This window comes from Dongia sp. agr-C8 (assembly GCF_054658695.1).
The window spans coordinates 373,773-391,464 of record NZ_BAAGHZ010000004.1 but is presented as its reverse complement, the minus strand read 5'-3'; the positions used below and the strand labels follow the sequence as shown (position 1 = coordinate 391,464).

16 protein-coding genes are annotated in these 17,692 nt (G+C 64.0%); 2 read left to right on the top strand and 14 right to left on the bottom strand.

Going from position 1 to position 17,692, the window contains the following annotated elements:
• Window position 1 precedes the first annotated feature (1 nt).
• The 3 genes from ACYQ4T_RS22120 to ACYQ4T_RS22110 are packed head-to-tail and all read right to left on the bottom strand — an operon-like array spanning window position 2 to window position 4,475.
• A complete protein-coding gene (locus ACYQ4T_RS22120) occupies window positions 2-2,929 on the bottom strand; it encodes a 2Fe-2S iron-sulfur cluster-binding protein (RefSeq protein WP_459858770.1) in 2,928 nt (975 codons plus the stop codon).
• Entirely contained in the window at window positions 2,926-3,216 is a 291-nt protein-coding gene (locus ACYQ4T_RS22115) for a sarcosine oxidase subunit delta (RefSeq protein WP_459858769.1), read from the bottom strand. Before ACYQ4T_RS22115 ends, ACYQ4T_RS22120 begins: the two co-directional genes overlap by 4 nt.
• A 2-nt stretch (window positions 3,217-3,218) precedes the next feature.
• Entirely contained in the window at window positions 3,219-4,475 is a 1,257-nt protein-coding gene (locus tag ACYQ4T_RS22110; RefSeq protein WP_459858768.1) for an FAD-dependent oxidoreductase, read from the bottom strand.
• Between the two features lie 139 nt (window positions 4,476-4,614).
• Between ACYQ4T_RS22110 and ACYQ4T_RS22105 the strand changes: the two genes are divergently transcribed.
• Window positions 4,615-5,205: a hypothetical protein gene (locus tag ACYQ4T_RS22105; protein WP_459858767.1), complete on the top strand. Its 591-nt coding sequence runs from the start codon at window positions 4,615-4,617 to the stop codon at window positions 5,203-5,205.
• A gap of 55 nt (window positions 5,206-5,260) precedes the next feature.
• Here ACYQ4T_RS22105 and ACYQ4T_RS22100 read toward each other — a convergent pair whose 3' ends face one another.
• The 6 genes from ACYQ4T_RS22100 to ACYQ4T_RS22075 form a co-directional block, all read right to left on the bottom strand.
• Window positions 5,261-5,677 (bottom strand): hypothetical protein, encoded by a 417-nt coding sequence (locus ACYQ4T_RS22100; RefSeq protein ID WP_459858766.1) that lies wholly within the window; start codon window positions 5,675-5,677, stop codon window positions 5,261-5,263.
• Window positions 5,678-5,689: 12 nt separating this feature from the next.
• Window positions 5,690-7,150, bottom strand: coding sequence for an FMN-binding glutamate synthase family protein (locus tag ACYQ4T_RS22095; protein WP_459858765.1), 1,461 nt, complete (start codon window positions 7,148-7,150; stop codon window positions 5,690-5,692).
• A gap of 24 nt (window positions 7,151-7,174) precedes the next feature.
• A complete protein-coding gene (locus tag ACYQ4T_RS22090; protein ID WP_459858764.1) occupies window positions 7,175-8,011 on the bottom strand; it encodes a GltB/FmdC/FwdC-like GXGXG domain-containing protein in 837 nt (278 codons plus the stop codon).
• 21 nt (window positions 8,012-8,032) lie between these two features.
• A complete protein-coding gene (locus ACYQ4T_RS22085; protein WP_459858763.1) occupies window positions 8,033-8,968 on the bottom strand; it encodes a class II glutamine amidotransferase in 936 nt (311 codons plus the stop codon).
• A gap of 70 nt (window positions 8,969-9,038) precedes the next feature.
• Window positions 9,039-10,505 carry a glutamine synthetase family protein gene (locus ACYQ4T_RS22080; protein WP_459858762.1) on the bottom strand — a complete coding sequence of 489 codons (1,467 nt, stop codon included), beginning with the start codon at window positions 10,503-10,505 and terminating at the stop codon, window positions 9,039-9,041.
• A gap of 100 nt (window positions 10,506-10,605) precedes the next feature.
• Window positions 10,606-11,946 carry an NAD(P)/FAD-dependent oxidoreductase gene (locus tag ACYQ4T_RS22075; protein WP_459858761.1) on the bottom strand — a complete coding sequence of 447 codons (1,341 nt, stop codon included), beginning with the start codon at window positions 11,944-11,946 and terminating at the stop codon, window positions 10,606-10,608.
• A 216-nt stretch (window positions 11,947-12,162) separates the two neighbouring features.
• On the opposite strand from ACYQ4T_RS22075, the gene ACYQ4T_RS22070 reads away from it, so the two are divergent.
• Window positions 12,163-12,873, top strand: coding sequence for a FadR/GntR family transcriptional regulator (locus ACYQ4T_RS22070; protein WP_459858760.1), 711 nt, complete (start codon window positions 12,163-12,165; stop codon window positions 12,871-12,873).
• Window positions 12,874-12,876: 3 nt separating this feature from the next.
• Here ACYQ4T_RS22070 and ACYQ4T_RS22065 read toward each other — a convergent pair whose 3' ends face one another.
• The 5 genes from ACYQ4T_RS22065 to ACYQ4T_RS22045 all read right to left on the bottom strand — a co-directional run bounded on the left by ACYQ4T_RS22065 (window position 12,877) and on the right by ACYQ4T_RS22045 (window position 17,645).
• Window positions 12,877-14,187 (bottom strand): hypothetical protein, encoded by a 1,311-nt coding sequence (locus ACYQ4T_RS22065; RefSeq protein ID WP_459858759.1) that lies wholly within the window; start codon window positions 14,185-14,187, stop codon window positions 12,877-12,879.
• Window positions 14,184-14,921, bottom strand: coding sequence for an ABC transporter ATP-binding protein (locus ACYQ4T_RS22060; RefSeq protein ID WP_459858758.1), 738 nt, complete (start codon window positions 14,919-14,921; stop codon window positions 14,184-14,186). Before ACYQ4T_RS22060 ends, ACYQ4T_RS22065 begins: the two co-directional genes overlap by 4 nt.
• Window positions 14,914-15,987, bottom strand: a complete 1,074-nt coding sequence (locus ACYQ4T_RS22055) for a FecCD family ABC transporter permease (protein ID WP_459858757.1) — start codon at window positions 15,985-15,987, stop codon at window positions 14,914-14,916. The genes ACYQ4T_RS22060 and ACYQ4T_RS22055 overlap by 8 nt, the downstream gene beginning before the upstream one ends.
• 3 nt (window positions 15,988-15,990) lie before the next feature.
• A complete protein-coding gene (locus tag ACYQ4T_RS22050) occupies window positions 15,991-17,064 on the bottom strand; it encodes an ABC transporter substrate-binding protein (protein WP_459858756.1) in 1,074 nt (357 codons plus the stop codon).
• A gap of 110 nt (window positions 17,065-17,174) precedes the next feature.
• Complete coding sequence (locus ACYQ4T_RS22045; RefSeq protein ID WP_459858755.1) at window positions 17,175-17,645, bottom strand: DUF1203 domain-containing protein; 471 nt, start codon at window positions 17,643-17,645, stop codon at window positions 17,175-17,177.
• Window positions 17,646-17,692 lie beyond the last annotated feature (47 nt).

The following is a 17,692-nucleotide window of genomic DNA, read 5'->3' as shown; positions in this document are numbered from 1 at the left end:
ATCACATCTCCTGCCGCTTGGCTTCGGAATCATAGAAAGGCAGCGCGACGACCCGCGCCTCGATCATCCGCCCGCCGTCTATCTTGATCGCGATCTTCGCATCCGGCTTGGCATCATCGGGATGCACATAGGCCAAGCCCACGACCTTGCCGAGATTGGGCGAATGCACCGCGGAGGTGACCCGGCCGACGATTGCGCCGTCACGGATCACCAGATGGCATTCCTCCGGACAGGGCAGCGACGGATCGTCCAGGGTGAAGCCGACCAGCTTCCGAATGAGCGGCATCTTCGCCATGATCTGGGTCGAGCGGCCCCCCACGAAGAAGGGCTTGGTCTTCGCCACAGCCCAGGGCATGTCGGCTTCCCAGACATTGGTGAGGCCGTCGGTATCCTGGCTGACGATGATATGGCCCTTCTCCAGGCGCAGCACGCGCTGCGCCTCGACGCCGAAGGGGCGGATGCCCTCGGCGGCGCCCGCCTCCATCAGCGCATCCCAAAGCGCCTCGCCATAGCCGTAGGGCACGTGGATCTCGTAGCCGAGTTCGCCGACGAAGCCGACGCGCAGCAGCCGTGCCGGAATGCCGGCGACGGTGCCCATGCGGACGCCGAGATAGGGGAAGGCCTCGGCCGAGAGGTCGATGCCAGTGCAAACCTTCTGCAGCACCTGCCGGGATTTCGGCCCGGCGATGTTCACGCCGGCGTAAGCGGCCGTGACGTTGGCGACATCGACGTCCAGCCGCCACTGCGCGTTCCATTGCAGCATCGAGCGGTAGACCGCATCGACCCCGCTGGTGGTGGCGGTGACGTAGAAATGCTCTTCCGAGAAGCGGCAGGCCACACCGTCATCGGTGATGACGCCGGCCTGGTCGGTCATCAGCACGTAGCGCGACTTGCCGACCGCGAGCTTGGTGTAGGTGAAAGTGTACATTCGGTTCAGGAACTCGGCCGCATCCGGCCCGCGCACGTCGAGGCCGCCCAGGGTCGAGACGTCGATCAGGCCGACATTGTTGCGAACCGCCTGGACTTCCTCGCGGATCGCCTTGTCGCGGTCGGCCTTCTTGCCGTAATAGGCCGGGCGCCACCAGATACCGGCCGGCATCATCTGCGCGCCCAGCTCCAGGTGGCGGTGGTGCATCGCCGTGCGGCGCTCGGGATCGAAGATCCGGCCGGCGAGATGGCCGAATTTTTCCGGCGTGTAAGGCGGACGCTGGGTGGTCACCGTCATCGAGGCCAGGTCGCGCCCCGTCTCGCGGGCCACGATGCGCACCGCGGCCACGGCCGAGTGCTTGCCTTGCGACGGGCCCATGCCGACGGTGGAATAGCGCTTCAACAGCTCGACATTGTCGAAGCCATCGGCGATGCCGTTGATCAGGTCCTCGTACTTGAGGTCCTCGTCGAAATCGACGAACTCGCCGCCTTTGGCATGCGGGAAGATCGGCCAGGGATGGGTCTGGTTGCCGGCGCAGATCTCACCGGGACTGGCTGGTTCCGCGCCGACCGAAAGCCCCGCCTGCTTCGCCGCCTGCCAGCCGGCCCGGGCGCCGTCCGCGCACACCTGGTCTAGGCTGAACACGCCGCCGACCGAGCCCGCCGCATAGATGCCGGCCGGCAGATGGTCGAGCTGGAACATCGCGCTTTCGACGCAGTATTGAAACTTGGCGCCGGCATGGAGCAGCAGATGCGCCGCCGGGCTATAGCCGGTCGACATCAGCACCAAGTCGCAGTCGTAGCTCGCGGTCGGATCGCCGAGCTGGCCTTCGGCGACGATCGGCGCCACCGCGACGCCAATCACATGTTCCTTGTTGTGGTGGTAGGCCTCCTGGATCGCCGAGCCGGTCACTACCGGCACGCCGGCCTTGCGCACCGCAAAGGACAGCGGCGTCACCGGTGGCACCTCGCGGAGATCGACAACGGCGGCGACCTCGCTGCCGATCTTCAGCAGGTCGATCGCCTGGGCATAGCCGTCGTCATTGGCGGTGAGGACCACGGCCCGCTTGCCCGGCCGGACGCCGTAGAAATGGATCAGCCGTTGCGCCGCCGAGCCCAGCATGATGCCGGGCAGGTCGTTGTTGCGGAACACGGCCGGCTGCTCGATCGACCCGGTTGCCACCACCACCGATTTGGCGCGTAACTTGTAAAAGCGGTGGCCGCGGACGATCGGGATCCAGTTATCGGCAAAGAGGCCGGTCACCACCGCATCGGTCATGACCTTGATGTTGGCCGCGGCCTTGACCGCGCCGAGCAGGTCGCCGTCGGCCTTACAGGCCGCCTCGCCGCTCTCGTCGAAGCGCGCGTAGTTGAGGCAGCCGCCGAGTTTCGGATTCTCGTCGATCAGGATGACTTCGCCGCCGGCCTTCGCAGCCTCGATTGCTGCGGCCATGCCGGCCGGCCCGCCACCGATCACCGCGACATCGGCGAAGAGATACTGCTTGTCGTAATAGCCATGGTGCGCGTGCGGGTCGATCTTGCCGAGGCCCGCCATCCTGCGGACGATCGGTTCCCAGAATTTCCAGGAGCTGCGCTTCTCGTGGAAGGTCTTGTAATAGAAGCCCACGGGGAGGAATTTCGAGACCCATTCGACGAAGCGGCCGGCATCGCTCTCGAAGGAGCCGAAGTAATTCTGGCCCTCGACCACCAGGCCCGGCGCGATCTTGCGCTTGTCGGCGAGACAGTTCGGCTCGTCGGCGACTTGGACCAGGGTGTTGGCGTCCTGGCCGATCATGGTCAGCACGCCGCGCGGCCGGTGGTATTTGAAGCTGCGCGAGACGATCCATTGGCCGTTGGCGCAGAGCGCGCTGGCAATGGTGTCGCCTTCATAGCCTTCGACGAAGGCGCCTTCGAAGCTGAAGGTGACCGGCTTCGTCCGGTCGATGAACTGGCCGCGATTGGGCAGGCGGTTCATGCCGCCATAGGATACGGGCGCATTCATGGTTTCGCTCCCGCAAAGTCGACGCGCGACTTGAAGACCTCGGAAGCCGGATAGGTCTTCACGATCTCATCGGTCACGGTGTTGCGCTCGGCGATGAACCAGAAGGAGGTGGGGACATGGCACCACCACTCGCGCACCACGCCCGCCGTGTTGTTCTCAAGAAAGACATAGTCGGCCCAGTCGCGGTCGCTGAGCTTGCTGTCGTCGGGCATCGGCTTCACTTCGCCGCCCCAGACGAACTCGCTGATGTTGCGTGGACCGTTCAGCGGACAGTTCATGATCTTCATGGCTAATGCCCCACCGAAGCGGCGCCTTTTTCACCCACCTGGCTGTAGGTGAGAAAGCGCTCGTAGGAGAAGGGCTCAATCAGTTCGTGCGGTCTGTTGTTGGCGATGGTGTAGGCCATGGTCTTGCCGCAGACCGGCGTCGCCTTGAAGCCCCAGGTGCCCCAGCCGCTGTCGATGTAATAATTCTCAACCGGCGTCAGGCCCATGATCGGCGAGAAATCCGGGGTCATGTCGGCCATGCCTGCCCATTGCCGCAGGATCTTCACCTCGCCCAGCATCGGCAGCAATTCCAGCATATGGCCGAGCAGGCCCTCCTTGAAGTCGAGGGTCGAGCGGGTGGAATAGAGACCGTAAGGATCCGTCGAGCCGCCCATGACCAGCTCGCCGCGGGAGGATTGCGAGACGTAGACGTGCAGGCTGCCGGAGACGATGATCTGGTCCAGGAAGGGCTTCAGCGGCACCGAGACGCAGGCCTGCAGCGGGATGGTGCGGATCGGCAGCTTGAAGCCGGCCATCTTGGCGACGACCGAAGTCATGCCGGCGACCGCCTGCATCACCTGCCCCGCCCCGATCGTGCCCCGCGTCGTTTCGACGCCCTTCACCTTGCCGCCTTCGATGACGAGGCCGGTGACGCCGGTCTGCTGGTGGATCTCGACGCCCATCTGGCTGGCGCGGGCGGCGTAGCCCCAGGCGACCGCGTCATGCCGCGCGATCGATCCCGGCGGGTGGTAGAGCGCACCGAGGATCGGGTAGCGCACGTCGTCGCTCATGTTCAGCGAGGGACAGAGCTTGGCGATGTCGTCCGGATAGATCAGCTCCGAATCAACGCCGAGATGCTTGTTCACCTCGGCGCGCCAGCGGCTGGTGCGCATGGCGGCATCGGTATGCGCCAGGGTGAAATGCCCGCGCTCGGAATAGAGGATGTTGAAGTCGAGGTCCTGGGAGAGATCGCGGTAGAGCCGAAGTGATTCCTCGTAGAACCGGACGCCTTCCGGCGTCAGATAGTTCGAGCGGATGATCGCGGTGTTGCGCGCGGTGTTTCCGCCGGCGAGATAGCCGCGTTCCAGCACGCAGACATTGGTGATCCCGTGGTTGCGGGCGAGGTAATAGGCGCAGGCCAAGGCATGGCCGCCGCCGCCGATGATCACCACGTCGTAATGGGATTTCAGCTCGCTCGCCGGCGGGATATAGCGGAACGCCGGGTATTTCTTGCGGAGCCCGTATTTCAGCAGCCCGGTGGGCAAAAAGGCCGGCAACATTCGCGTCAGATCCCCAGGATTTCAGCAGAATCAGAGGTCGCCGGACGATAGCCGCGGTTTTCCCCCGGTTCAACAAACTTTCCCATCATTCATCATCCCGCATCTTGCCAAAGCGCCCGCGCCGCTGCACCCTTGGGCCATGGCATGTCGCGCCAGCAACAACGTCGTCCGGATGGGTCCCGCCGCCGAGAAGGTGCGCGACGACTTCCTGCATTGGCAATGCCGGATTCGCCAGATCGCCATGCGCGACGGCGCCGGGCGCCCGTCGCCCGGCATGCGGCCCGCCGTTCTCGCCGAGGACGACACCGAGCTTCATCCCGGCGTCATGGTGGTGATCCACAAGAGCGAGCCGGAGCATACGACCTCCCTCTTCCGCCACCAGGTCCTGAAGACCCAGGACCCGGTCGAGCGCTGGGAGAAGGCGATCGAGCATATGGCCGCCGGCTATTTCCAGAAATCCGCCGATTTCGACGAGCGATTGACCGCTCTGTTCGGCCCCGCGGCGCCGATCAGCGACACCATGCTGAACCACGGCCGCGTCCTGCTGGACTTCGCCGAATACGGCCAGCGCTTCCGCCTGCCGGTCTCGGTGCTGGAATTGCCGGAGCATGATCCGCTCTATCAGTCCACCTATTGGCACAATCGCCTGTTCAACCCGAACATGCCGGCCGGCGTCCGCGTCCTCTGCTTCATCCCCGACTGGCGCCGCGCGCAAGTGGACGCCGCCTGAAAAAGAGCCCCCGCCCCGGCCCAGAATGACCGGAGCGAGGGCTTCCTCGAGGTGATCAGAACTTCCGGTAGGCCTTGTTCAGGTCCACCATCGGGTGACGCTTCGACATCTGGAACTTGATCAGCAGCTCGCGGGCGATCATGTCGCGGTCCTGCTGGTTGTCCGGCAGCTTGATGTTCTTTGGCACCGTGACCCAGCCGTTGATGTTGCGGTCGAACACCGCGGCGCGGCCTTCCTCGTAGCCCATATGGACGTCCTCCAGCCAGTTGAGGTCGTCCCAGCCCATGATCTCCATGTACTTCTTCAGGAAGGGTGTCAGCCGCGTGTAGTCCGGCACCAGGTTCACATCGTAGCGATAGCCGATGTGCTGCCCGATCTCCTTCTCGCGCGCTGAATCGAGGCCGGAGGGCGACTTCAGGAACTTGTTGACGTCGTCCTTCTTGCCGCCCTTTGGCGCAGTCGGTTTGGCCATGACGTCTCTCCCTTAGTACCGGTTCATGTCGGGACGGCCGACGGTGTGCTGCGACCCGGCGAGCGGCACCTGGGCGAGCGCCGAGGCTTCCATCGTCAGCGCCGCCAAGTCTTCCGGCTCCAGCGAGTGGATGTTGGTCTTGCCGCAGGCGCGGGCCATCATCTGCGCCTCGATGGTGAGGCAGTGCAGGAAGTTGTAGACCCGCTCCGCCGCCTCGTCCGGGTCCAGCCGCGCGCGCAGCTTCGGATCCTGGGTGGCGACGCCGACCGGGCAGCGGCCGGTATGGCAGTGGTAGCAATAGCCCGCCTCGCAGCCGATCTCGTTCGGGAAATCGGCTTCCGGGATGTCCTTGTTGCAGTTCAAGGCCATCAGGGCCGAATGGCCGATCGCCACCGCGTCGGCACCGAGGGCCAGCGCCTTGGCGACGTCGCCGCCGTTGCGGATGCCGCCGGCATAGACCAGGCTGATCTCGCCCGACTTGCCCACGTCGTCCAGCGCCTTGCGGGCCTGGCGGATCGCGGCGATGCCGGGCACACCGGTTTCTTCCGTCGCGACATGCGGGCCGGCACCGGTTCCGCCTTCCATGCCGTCGATGTAGATCGAATCCGGCCCGGTCTTCGCCGCCATGCGCACGTCGTCATAGACGCGCGCGGCACCGAGCTTCAACTGGATCGGAATCTGCCCGTCGGTCGCCTCGCGCACCTCGTTGATCTTCAGCGCGAGATCATCGGGGCCGAGCCAATCCGGATGGCGGGCCGGCGAGCGCTGGTCGATGCCGGCCGGAAGCGAGCGCATCTCGGCGACCTGGTCGGTCACTTTCTGGCCCATCAAGTGGCCGCCGAGGCCGACCTTGCAGCCCTGGCCGATGAAGAACTCGCAGGCGTCGGCCAACTGCAAATGGTGCGGGTTGAAGCCATAGCGCGACTGGATGCACTGGTAGAACCACTTGGAGCTATAGCGCCGCTCGTCGGGGATCATGCCGCCTTCGCCGGAACAGGTCGCCGTGCCGGCCATGGTGGCGCCGCGCGCCAGCGCGATCTTCGCCTCGAAGCTGAGCGCGCCGAAGCTCATGCCGGTGATGTAGACCGGGATGTCGAGCACCAGCGGACGCTTCGACTTCGGACCGATCACGGTCTTGGTCAGGCACTTCTCGCGATAGCCCTCGATGACGAAGCGGGTCAGCGTGCCGGGCAGGAAAGTGAGATCGTCCCAGCTCGGGATCTTCTTGAACAGCGAGAAACCCCGCATCCGGTAGCGGCCGAGCTCCGACTTGATGTGGATGTCGTCGATCACCGTCGGCGGGAAGATGAAGCTGTTGCCCAGGCGATGCGTGTCGCGGCTGAGCGGCTTCTTGTTCTTCTTCGGCGTCGGCTTGCTCGCAGGCTTCGGTGCGGTCTTGATCAGCTTTACCGTGGCCTTGGACTTCGCGAGCTTCGTCTTGCTCTTGCCGGGGGTCTTCTTCGAATTTGCCATGATGATTTCCTTTCGATCCCCGGATTACAGGATGAGCTTCTTTTCGGAAGGCTCGAGATTGTCGTAGTTCCAGAGCTGGCGCCCGGCGACGATCTTGGTCATGTTCTTGACACCCCTCGGCGCCTTGAGCCCGTAGAGCTTCAGCTTCCGCTCCAGCCACTGGCAGTCGAGCTCGGTCATCTCGCCCGGCACCGCATCGACGCCAAGCTCCTCGATCTTGCCGCCGACATAGATCGTGCCGTCGTACATCGAGTCACCGAGGTTCTTGCCGGCGTCGCCCAGGATCACCATGCGGCCGCGCTGCATCATGAAGCCGCAGAAGGCGCCGGCCCGGCCCCCGACGATGATCGTGCCGCCCTTCATGTCGATGCCCATGCGGGCGCCGACATCGCCCATGCAGACCAGATCGCCGCCGCGGATCGCCGCGCCGAAGGTCGAGCCGGCGTTCTTCTCCACGATCACGGTCCCGGCCAGCATGTTCTCGGCGCAGGACCAGCCCACCCGGCCCTTAATCCGCACGTTCGGCCCGTCGATCAGGCCGACGCCGAAATAGCCGAGGCTGCCTTCGATGATCAGGTTCAGCTTGTTCAGGATGCCGACCGCGACCCCGTGCTTGGCGCCCGGGTTCTTCATCACGATCGTGCCGTTGCCCTTACTGAGGAGCTCGCGGATCTTGTGGTTGATCTCGGTCGGCGTCATTTTCGCCGCATCGAACTCGGCGCGCTTGTTGAAGTCCACGTCATAGGCGCCGGGGTAAGTGAAGTTCTCCTCGGCATCCGGCTCGAAGAAGCGTTGCTGGGTGCGGCCCGAGAGACGCTCGGTGTGCATCCCCATGTCATGCGATTTGGTGCGAAGCGCCATGGCAGGTTTTCCGTTCTCTCGTTATCGCTTCCAGACCCGAACTTCGCCCTCGTAGGGGTCGAAGGTGTCGATTTCCTTCGGGAAGATGCTGCGGATCGCCACTTCCTCCGAGGCCAGGGCGACGAGATCGTCGCTCTCGTAGAGCACCATCGGCTTCGCCGCCATCACGTCCTTCGCCATGCCGAGGCTGTCGGCGGTGGCGACGACATAGGTGAAGACGCCGTCCAATTCATCGATCGACTCCTTCATGGCGTCCTGGAGCTGGGCGCCCTCCTGCATCTTGTCCGCCAGATAGACGGCGATCAGCTCGGAATCGCAATTCGACATGAAGCGGTGGCCCTTGCGTTCCAGCGCGCGCCGGCCGCCCCAGTAATTGGTGAGCTGGCCGTTATGCACGACCGAGACGTCGGCGAACGGATAGGCCCAGTAAGGATGGGCCGAGCGGATATCGACATCGGACTCCGTCGCCATGCGGGTATGGCCGATGGCGTGGCTGCCCTTGAAGCCCTGCAGATGATACTGATCCGTCACCGTGGTCGCGTCGCCGAGATCCTTGATCAACTCCAGGCCGTAGCCGAGCGAGAGTATCTCGACGCCCTCGATGTCCTCGATGTAATTGGCGAGCTTGCGCTTGTCGCCGCCGAAATCGATGACATAGCGATAGGCGTACTCGGTGGCGTCCTCCTCGGAGACGATGGTGGCGCCGAGCTCCTTCAGACGCTTCTCGACCTCGACCTTCCGCTCCTTGACCTGGTCATGGATATGGAAGCCGTGGCGCATCTCCTCCTGCTCGGCGGCCTTGAAGCGCATGATCAGCGCATTGCCCTTGGGCGAGCCGTAGAGCGCGTAGCCGGTGCTATCCGGGCCGCGATGCTTCAGGCTCTGCAGCATCGCCGTCATTTCCTTGCCGATATCGCCGGTCTTGCCGCGGTGAATCAGTCCCGCAATTCCGCACATGGCAGCGTCCTTTCTCCCAGTCAATGGCTCCCTCCCCTCGCTAGCGAAGGGAGGGAGCAGTTCAATCGCCTTACGGCAGGCAGTCCCAATAGGTCTCCAGGTCCCAAGGCGTAACGGTGGCCATGTAGCGCTCCCACTCGTCGGTCTTGTAATGCATGAAGACCCGGTACATTTCGTCCGGCAGCGCTTCCTTGATCACCTCGTCCTTCGACAGCCGATCCAGCGATTCGCCGAGCGACATCGGCAGCTTCTGCACCTTCTTGCCGGCCGACATCGCCTCGTAGATGTTGCGCTCCTCCGGTTCGCCCGGATCGAGCTTCGAGGTGATGCCGTCGTCGAACGCCTTCAGCAGCGCGCCCGCCATCAGGTAGGGGTTCACCGCGGCATCGACCGAGCGATACTCGAAGCGGCCCGGCGCCGAGATGCGCAGCGCGCAGGTGCGGTTCTGATAGCCCCAATCGGCGAAGACCGGCGCCCAGAAGCCCGTGTCCCAGAGCCGGCGGTAGGAGTTCACCGTCGAGGAGCCGAGCGCAGTCAGGGCGCCCAGATGCTTGATCACGCCACCGATGCAGTTGAGTCCGATCGGTCCCGGCTTCGCTTGGCCCTTGAGCGGCAGGAAGGTGTTCTCGCCGCCCTTGCGGTAGGAGAACACGTCCTTCATGCCCGGCAACGGCTTGTTGTGCAGATCATTGACCTGGTCCGTGCCGCCGCGCCAGAGCGACAGGTTGTGGTGGCAGCCTGAGGCCGAGACGCCCATGAAGGGCTTCGGCATGAAGCAGGCGATGAGATCGAACTCGCGGGCGACCTGGGCGCAGATCTGGCGATAGGTGGTCAGGCGATCCGCGGTGCGCAGGCAGTCGTCGAACATGAAGTTCAATTCGAGCTGGCCCGGCGCGTCCTCATGGTCGCCCTGGATCATGTCGAGACCCATGGCGTTGGCGTATTCGATCACCCGCATGAAGACCGGGCGCAGTTTCTCGAACTGGTCGATGTGATAGCAGTTCGGCTTGGAGAAGCCGCCGTCGGGCAAACCGTCGGCGCCCTTCTTCAGCCACATCATCTCCGGCTCGCAGCCGTGGCGGAGATGCAAGCCCTTGTGCTTCTTCTGGAACTCCTCGTGCAGGATGCGGAGGTTGCCGCGGCAATCCGAGGTCAGGTGACCGCCGGGATTCTTCCGCTCCTCGCGGTTCCGGAAGCAGGTGCAGAACACGCGGGCGACGCGCTTGTCCCAGGGCAGCTGCACGAAGGTCTCGGGGTCGGGAATGCCGACCAGCTCCGAGGCCTCGGGGCCGTAGCCGATGTAGCGCTTGTGGCGATCGGTGAAGAGGTTGGCGGTCGAGCCGTAGACCAGCTGGAAGCCCTTCTCGGCGACCGATTCCCAGTGGTCCGCCGGGATGCCCTTGCCGACGATGCGGCCGGTGACGGAGACGAACTGGTAGTAGATATACTTGATATCGAGTTCTTTGATCTTGTCGCGAACTTGCTTGACGAGCTCTTTGCGGCCCTTGGCGTTTACATGTGCCTCGAGGTCAGTCATCTGAGTTCTCCCGTTTTTTATCGGCGGGCCTCGGAAAGCCCCGCCTCCCTGTATCGGCGGTCCCCCGCCGAGAACTCTCAGTACCTCGTCCTTCTCCTCCTCAGCTCCAGGGGAAGGGCGAATTGGACGTCGGATGCAGCTTGCCTTCGGCGAAGCGCGAGAAGCGGAACGGCCGCAGGATCTCGTCACCCATGCCGCAGATGTCGTCTGCAACCAGCTTGCCGACGCCGATCATCTTGTAGCCATGGTTGGAGTCGGCGATGAAATAGGCGTTCTCGCAGAACCGGTCGAATACCGGGAAGCTGTCCGCGGTGAAGCAGCCGATGCCGCCCGATGGCTCCTTCTTGTATTTCGGCATCTGGCCCTCGAAGCGCTTCTGGCAGAAGGCCAGCGCCGAGACCCACATATGCGCGAAGTCGTCGCCGACGATGAAATCCGGGCTCTCGGTGCCGTAGGGGTCGACCGCGACGTCGTCGATCTTCTTCTTCACCTTGAACGGCATGGCGCCGCCCTGGATGCCGCCGAAATGAAAGTCGGGCTTGTAATAGATGCCCCAGAGCTTGTCGGTGATCAGCGACTTGTCGACATCGGAATAGAGCGGCGAGTCGGTATCGACGTGGATGACCGGCGGCATCTTGCCGTCATTGGTCTTCTGGTAGTCGGGATCGACGCCGAGCGTCCCTTCCTGCAGCGACCAGTAGACCCACATAGGCACGTTGTCGTGGACCTTGCCGTCCTTGCCCTTGATCGAAATCGCATCGGGCAGGTCGAGCATATGCCAGATCGAGCGCACCCAAGGCCCGACACCGACGATCACCTGCTCGCACTGCACCGAACCCTTGTCGGTCTCGACCGCGGTGATGGCGCCCTTGTTGTCGCGCTTGAAGCCGGTGACCTTGACGCCGGTCATGATCCGCACGCCCTCGTCTTCCGCCTTCTTGGCGAGGCCGTAGAGCGAGGCGGTGTTGTTGGCGTAGCCGCCCTTTTTCTCATGCAGCACCGAGGTGATGCCCTTGGCCTGCCAGTCCGAGAACAGGCCCTGCATGTATCTCATGCAGTCCTTCTCGCCCTCGATGAAGGTGGAGGGGTAACCGATCTCCTTCTGCTGGGCGTAGATCGAGGCGACGTCCTGGTGCATCACCTCCGGGCTGATCTGCATATAGCCGACCGGGTGATAGGAGAAAGCTTCGGGATCGCGCTCCCAGACCGAGACGCTGTGCGCCATCAGCCGCCGCATCGCCGGCTGGAAATAGTTGTTGCGCACGACGCCGCAGGCGATGCCCGAGGCGCCGGAGCCGATGCCGCCCTTGTCGATGAGGAGAATGTCCTTGCCGCTGCCCTTGCCGGATTTGCGGAGGTTCTCGGCGAGATGCCAGGCCGAGCTCAGGCCATGAATACCGGCACCGATGACGACGAATTTCACTTGCGCGGGAAGCGCCATGGCCGAGTCCACTCCGAGGCAGGTCGAAGAACTGGTACAGCAGCGAGCTAGACGCGCTTCCCCATCCGACCCCGCTGTTCTTCATGTCGCTGCGAGTTGACCGGCGCGGTTCGGCGCGCCCATAATCTCAGCATAGCATGGCCCATTTGCCAACCTATTTTTTACAAAGGTATTGAATTGGCTCGAATTGGTGCAGAAGCCACGGAGACGGCGGCCTTGGCGGAAACCGGTCCCACGGTAGTCCCGGTCGATGCAGCGCGCGGCTCCGCCTGGATTGCCGACCAATTGCGCCAGGCCATCGTCGATGGCACCTACAAGTTCGGCCAGAAGCTGCCGGCCGAGCGCCAATTGGCAGAGGCATTCAATGCCTCCCGCACCACGGTGCGCCTCGCCCTCGACCGACTCGAGGCCGACAAGCTGGTTGCCCGCCGGATCGGCAGCGGCACCTTCGTCTCCTATCGCCAGCCCGGCGAGACCGACGACATCGCCGAGATCACCTCGCCGGTGGAGCTGATCGAGGCGCGGCTGGCGATCGAGCCCTACATGACCCGGCTCGCCGTGCTGAACGCATCGGCGAAGGACCTTGAGAAGCTGGTCGAGGCCTGCGAGATGGCGGAAGCCGCCGGCAACGACCCGACGCGATTCACCGAATGGGACACCCAGTTCCACATCCGCATCGCCGAGGCCTCGCACAATCCGCTGATGCTCTGGATCTACCGGCGGGTGAACGAGATCCGCGCTCATGACCAATGGGCCTCGATGCGCGACAAGATCCTGACCCCGCAACGCATCGCCGATTACAACCGCCAGCACCGTGCGCTGGCCGAAGCCATTGCGAGCCGCGACGTCGAAGGCGCGGTCGCCATGGTCACCAGCCACCTGCACTACGCAAGGCGGCAGCTGATGGGCGCCGAGGGCAGCGTCTAGCGATCAGAATCGATTGAGCAGCCCGCGATGGCGCATCAACCCCAGGCAGATGTCGCGCACCAGGCCCTGCTTGTGCGGTCCGTGATCCGGATAGCGGATCATGTTGTCGCCGTTGTGCATGAAGACCAGGCCGCCGCGGCCGTGGTCGGTCGGGTATTGCCAGAGCCAGTCGGCGGGCTTCGGATCCTCCGCGCTGCCGATATCGGTCAGCCAGATGGCGCCCTCCGGCATGGTGGACCAGCCGCGGACATACTGGCCGAAGATGCCCTGCCAGCCGTCGAAGTCCTCAGGCATGTTTTTGAAGAAACCCAAGGGGTCTTTGCGCACCCGCACCTTGATGTTGGAGAAAGGCCGCGGCGGCACCGCCTGGAAGCCGTGCAGGAACGGCAGAAATGGAATCGCCGGCTCGGCGCAGAGGATCATGTGCCCGCCGCGCGCGAGATAATCCAACAGCAGGTGCTGCTTCTCGCGCAGGAAGAACTGGTCGTGGATATGCGGCAGGAAGAGGATGTCGGTCGCCGCCAGCATTTCTGCATCGAGCTGATATTGCGGGTGGAACTTCACGCAGCCGCAGGTGCCATCGAAACTCTCAGCAAAGCCCGGCGCGGTCCATTCCGCCGACTTCTCGTAGCATTGCAGATAAGTGACGGTGAAATCGCCTGTCGCGCGTTCGATGCCGAGCTCGCGGTTGAGCCAGGGATAGAAGGCCTTCAGGAACCGCGCGCAGGCCGGCATGAAGCGCTCGCCGTTATGCACATGCGGGTCGAGGGTGGAGACGATCAGGCGACCGCCGCCCTCGAGCTTCGGGAAATCCAGGAACAGGCTGCCGCTGTCATCGTCGAGATTGAGCGCGCTGATCGCGTCCGGGTGATGGTCGAACACGCCGAACCAGTGCCAGCTCATGTCCTTCAGCGGAATGACGTCGCAGAGCGGGTGTTTCGGCTCGGGCTGGCGGATCTCGAGATAAGGCTGCGGCCTGGTCCACCACAGCCAGTCTTTCGCATCGATCGGCCGCATCTTCAGCTGGACCACGTCGATCCATTCGTGGATGCCCTTGCAGGAAAAGGCGACCAGGAAGCCGCCGTTGCGGACATAGCCGTTCAGCTGCGCCGCATAGCGCGCAATGGTGGCGCTGTCCATGCTGTCCGGGATCACCACCGCCGCATACTGGTCGAGATCGCGGGTCTCGAGTTCGCGCAGGTAGATCATGTCGTCGAGCAAATGCGCGAAATCCTGGTAGCTGGTCACCTGGCTGGCGCAGCCCCAGGTAAGGTAGGCGATCTTCTTGGTTCGGGTCGGCAGAATGGCGTTCATGCGGCATACGTGGGAGCGAAGGTGAAGCGTCCGTCCGCGGCGAACTCGGCGCGGGCGATGGGAACGTCATAGAGACTCGAGAGATTCTCTGCCGTCAGGATTTCGCTGACCGGGCCGTGGCGATAGCGCCGCCGGTCGCTCATCAGCAGCACATGACTGGCGACTTCCAAGCCATGCTGGGGCGCATGGGTGGTGAAGACGATGGTCAGCCCCATGTTGCGGTTGAGCCGCCGCAAGGTGTTGATCACGACGGCCTGGTTCTTGTAGTCGAGCGCCGAACAGGGCTCATCGAGGATCAGGATTTCGCATTCGGAGGCGAGCGCCTGGGCGATGATCACCAGCTGCCTTTGGCCGCCGCTCAAGGCATTGAACGGCCGGTCGCGCAGATGCGCCACCTGCATCAGCTCGAGATAGCGCTCGGCTACCGCGTAGTCGGCCTTGCGCGGCGCGGTGAACAGGCCGAGATGCCGGGCCCGGCCCATCAGCACGATGTCCAGCACCGAGAAGGCGAAGGTCGCCTGGAACAGCTGCGGCACATAGCCGATGCGTCCGGTCTTGGCGACTGAGCCGCTGTCGGGATGCCCCAACCCGACCAGGCAGTTCAGCAAGGTGGTCTTGCCGACGCCGTTGGCGCCGAGGATCGCCAACACTTCGCCCTTGGTGACATCGAGGCTGTAGCCTTCGAGGATGGCCCGCCCGCCGAGCGAGACCCCGAGGTTTCGGACTTCAATCATGCACCCATCCGCTCTTCGACTGGATGCGGCGCAGGATCACCGCGAAGACCGGCACGCCGATCAAGGCGGTGATGATGCCGATCGGCAACTCGGCGACCGTCACCGTGCGCGCGATGTCATCGACCAGCAGCATGTAGATGGCACCCAGCAAAGCCGAAACCGGCAGCAGGCGGCCGTGATCCGGCCCGACCATGGCGCGGGCCAGATGCGGGATCACCAGGCCGACCCAGCCGATGATGCCGCAGGTTGCGACGATGCCGGCCGAGATGCAGGCGACCGCGGCGTAGACGATCCACTGCACCCGCTCGATCGGCGAGCCCAAGGCCCGCGCCTTCTCCTCGCCCAGCGAGAGGATGTTGATCTGGTAGCGCAGCATGAAGATCAGGATGGATGGCGGCAGGATCGCGACCGCCATCAGGACCAGGTCCTTGTATCCGGTCGAGGCGATGCTGCCCATCAGCCAGTAGGTGATCGCCGGCAGCTTCTGGTGCGGGTCGGCCAGCAGCTTGATGATGGAGATCGCCGCCTCGAAGAAGGAGGTGACGACCACGCCCGCCAGCACGAAGGTGAGCGTCGAGGTACGGCCCTTGACCGTCGCCAGGAAGCGCACGATCAGCAGGCTGGCGATGCCGGTGCCGAATGCCGCCCCGAGCACGACCGTGCCGCCGCCGACCATCAGGATCGCCAGCGTCCCGCCGAACCCGGCGCCGGCGGTGACGCCGATGATGCCGGGATCGACCAGCGGATTGCGGAACAGGCCTTGCAGCGCGGCGCCGGAAAGCGCCAGCCCCGCGCCGACCAGCAGCGCGCCGAGGATGCGCGGCAGGCGCACCGCCGTCACCACATTGGCATCCACGTCGCTCCATGTGGGGTTGGCCACCGGCACGACGTGGTTCCAGAGGATCAGCCAGGCATTGGTCATGCTGACGCCGTAGCGCCCCAGCGTGACCGAATAGACAATGCAGAAGACCAGCAGCAGGGTGAGCGCCGCGATGACCAGCCAGCCGCGCCGCCGCACATCGAGTGCGGCGAAGTTGTCACGCCAGGTCGCCGTCGCGGCACGCACGGGTCAGCCGAGGATGTCGTTATAGCCGGCGGAGTCCTTGTTCTGCTCCAGCTCCAGGATCGATTTCACCTGATCCTCGGTGACGTCCTTCTGGTAGATCAGCTTGTAGGCGTCCTTGATCGTGGTCTTGAACGCCTTCTTGTCCGGGAACAGGTCCGGATGCGCGACCCGCGCCAGCCAGTCGTCGGAGAGGTAGATCTCCGCCGAATCCGGCGAGCGGTTGAACTGCGGGAACTTGTAGACCCGCTTGTTCTTCACCGCATCGACGCCGGCGAACATCGGGTTGCCGTAGATGTCGGCGGGCTTCAGGTCCTGCGCATAGGCCGGGATCACGATGATCTCAGGGTTCCAGACCAGCAGCTGCTCGGCGTCGATGGTGCGCCACCATTCGCCGGTATTGTCGGCGGCGAGATTGCTGGTGCCGCTCAGGCTGTAATCCTGCGAGCTGTTGGCGATGACCTGGATGCTCTCCTTGACCTGGTCCACGACCAGCATTCCGGTCGGCTTCGCCAGCTTCGCCTTGGCGAAGGTATCGGTCAGCGCTTTCCAGGACGCGTCCTGGGTGGCGAGAATCGATTGGGCGCGGTCGATGCGGGTCGAGGTATAGCCGGCCAGCATCAGGTAGTCGCGGCGGTGCTGGTTGGTGCAGCAATCCCAGCCGACCACCTGCAGGTTCACCCGCTCGAGCGGTTCGATGATCTTCGGGTCGAACACCCATTGCAGCACGAGGTCCGGCTTCAGCGCGAGGATCGCCTCCACGTTGGGCGCGAAGCCTTCGCCGGCGACGTCGAAGTTGAGCTTCAGGAGCTCCGGCATCAGCTCTTCATAGATGCCGTTCGAATAGGTCTTCTTGCCCTTCACGTTGACGCCGACGATATGCTCGGTCGTTCCCTCGACCGCGCCATAGACCAGCGGCCCCGATGCGAACATCGAGACGATGCGCTTCGGCGGTTCCTTCAAAGTGATCTGCTTGCCGCGATGATCGAGAAATGTCACGTCGGCCTGCGCCGCACTCGCCATCAGCAGCGCTGCCGCCGCGCCCAGCACCAACCCCGAAACCCGCTCCGACAACCGCATCGTCCCCGTCCTCTCTCCGAAATGAGACCGGGACGCTACCGCAAATGCGACTTATTCGCAAGTGTAACAGAAAGATAAGGTGGAGAGGAACCTCCGCCTATCTGGTAAGCCTAGGCCCGATCGATCCGTGCCGCGTAACAGCCGCGCCGGGCGAAATGAGCATGTAAATAGTCCACGCCGTCGATGGCGAACATCTTCTCGATCATCGGCGAGAGCTCGCGGCCATCGACGACGTCGGCTTCCAGCATCATGCCGTCCTTGTCATAGGCGCGGATCGAGAGCAGCCGGCGGGCGAGATAGTCCGGCACCGCATCGACGACGTCCCGCCCCTGCTTCGCCGCTTCGCGCACGAAGATCGGCCCCTTGGCGCGATAGGGCGAGCTCTGCTCATCCAGATGCCCGTAGTTCAGCAGGAGCAGCGACTCTCCGGGCTCGGCATCGGCGAGGGTGACCCGGCAGGGAAAGCCGGGCTTCTCGTCGGCGATGGCGCGCCGGGCGCCGTGCTTCAGCAGCTCTTCGTCGCTGAGGCCGAACAGGGCCTGAAAGGGCTCGACCGGCAGGCTGGAAATACGGAATGACATAGCGGACCTCCATCTCGGATGGTCCTCAAGTAACCCTGATCCGGCAG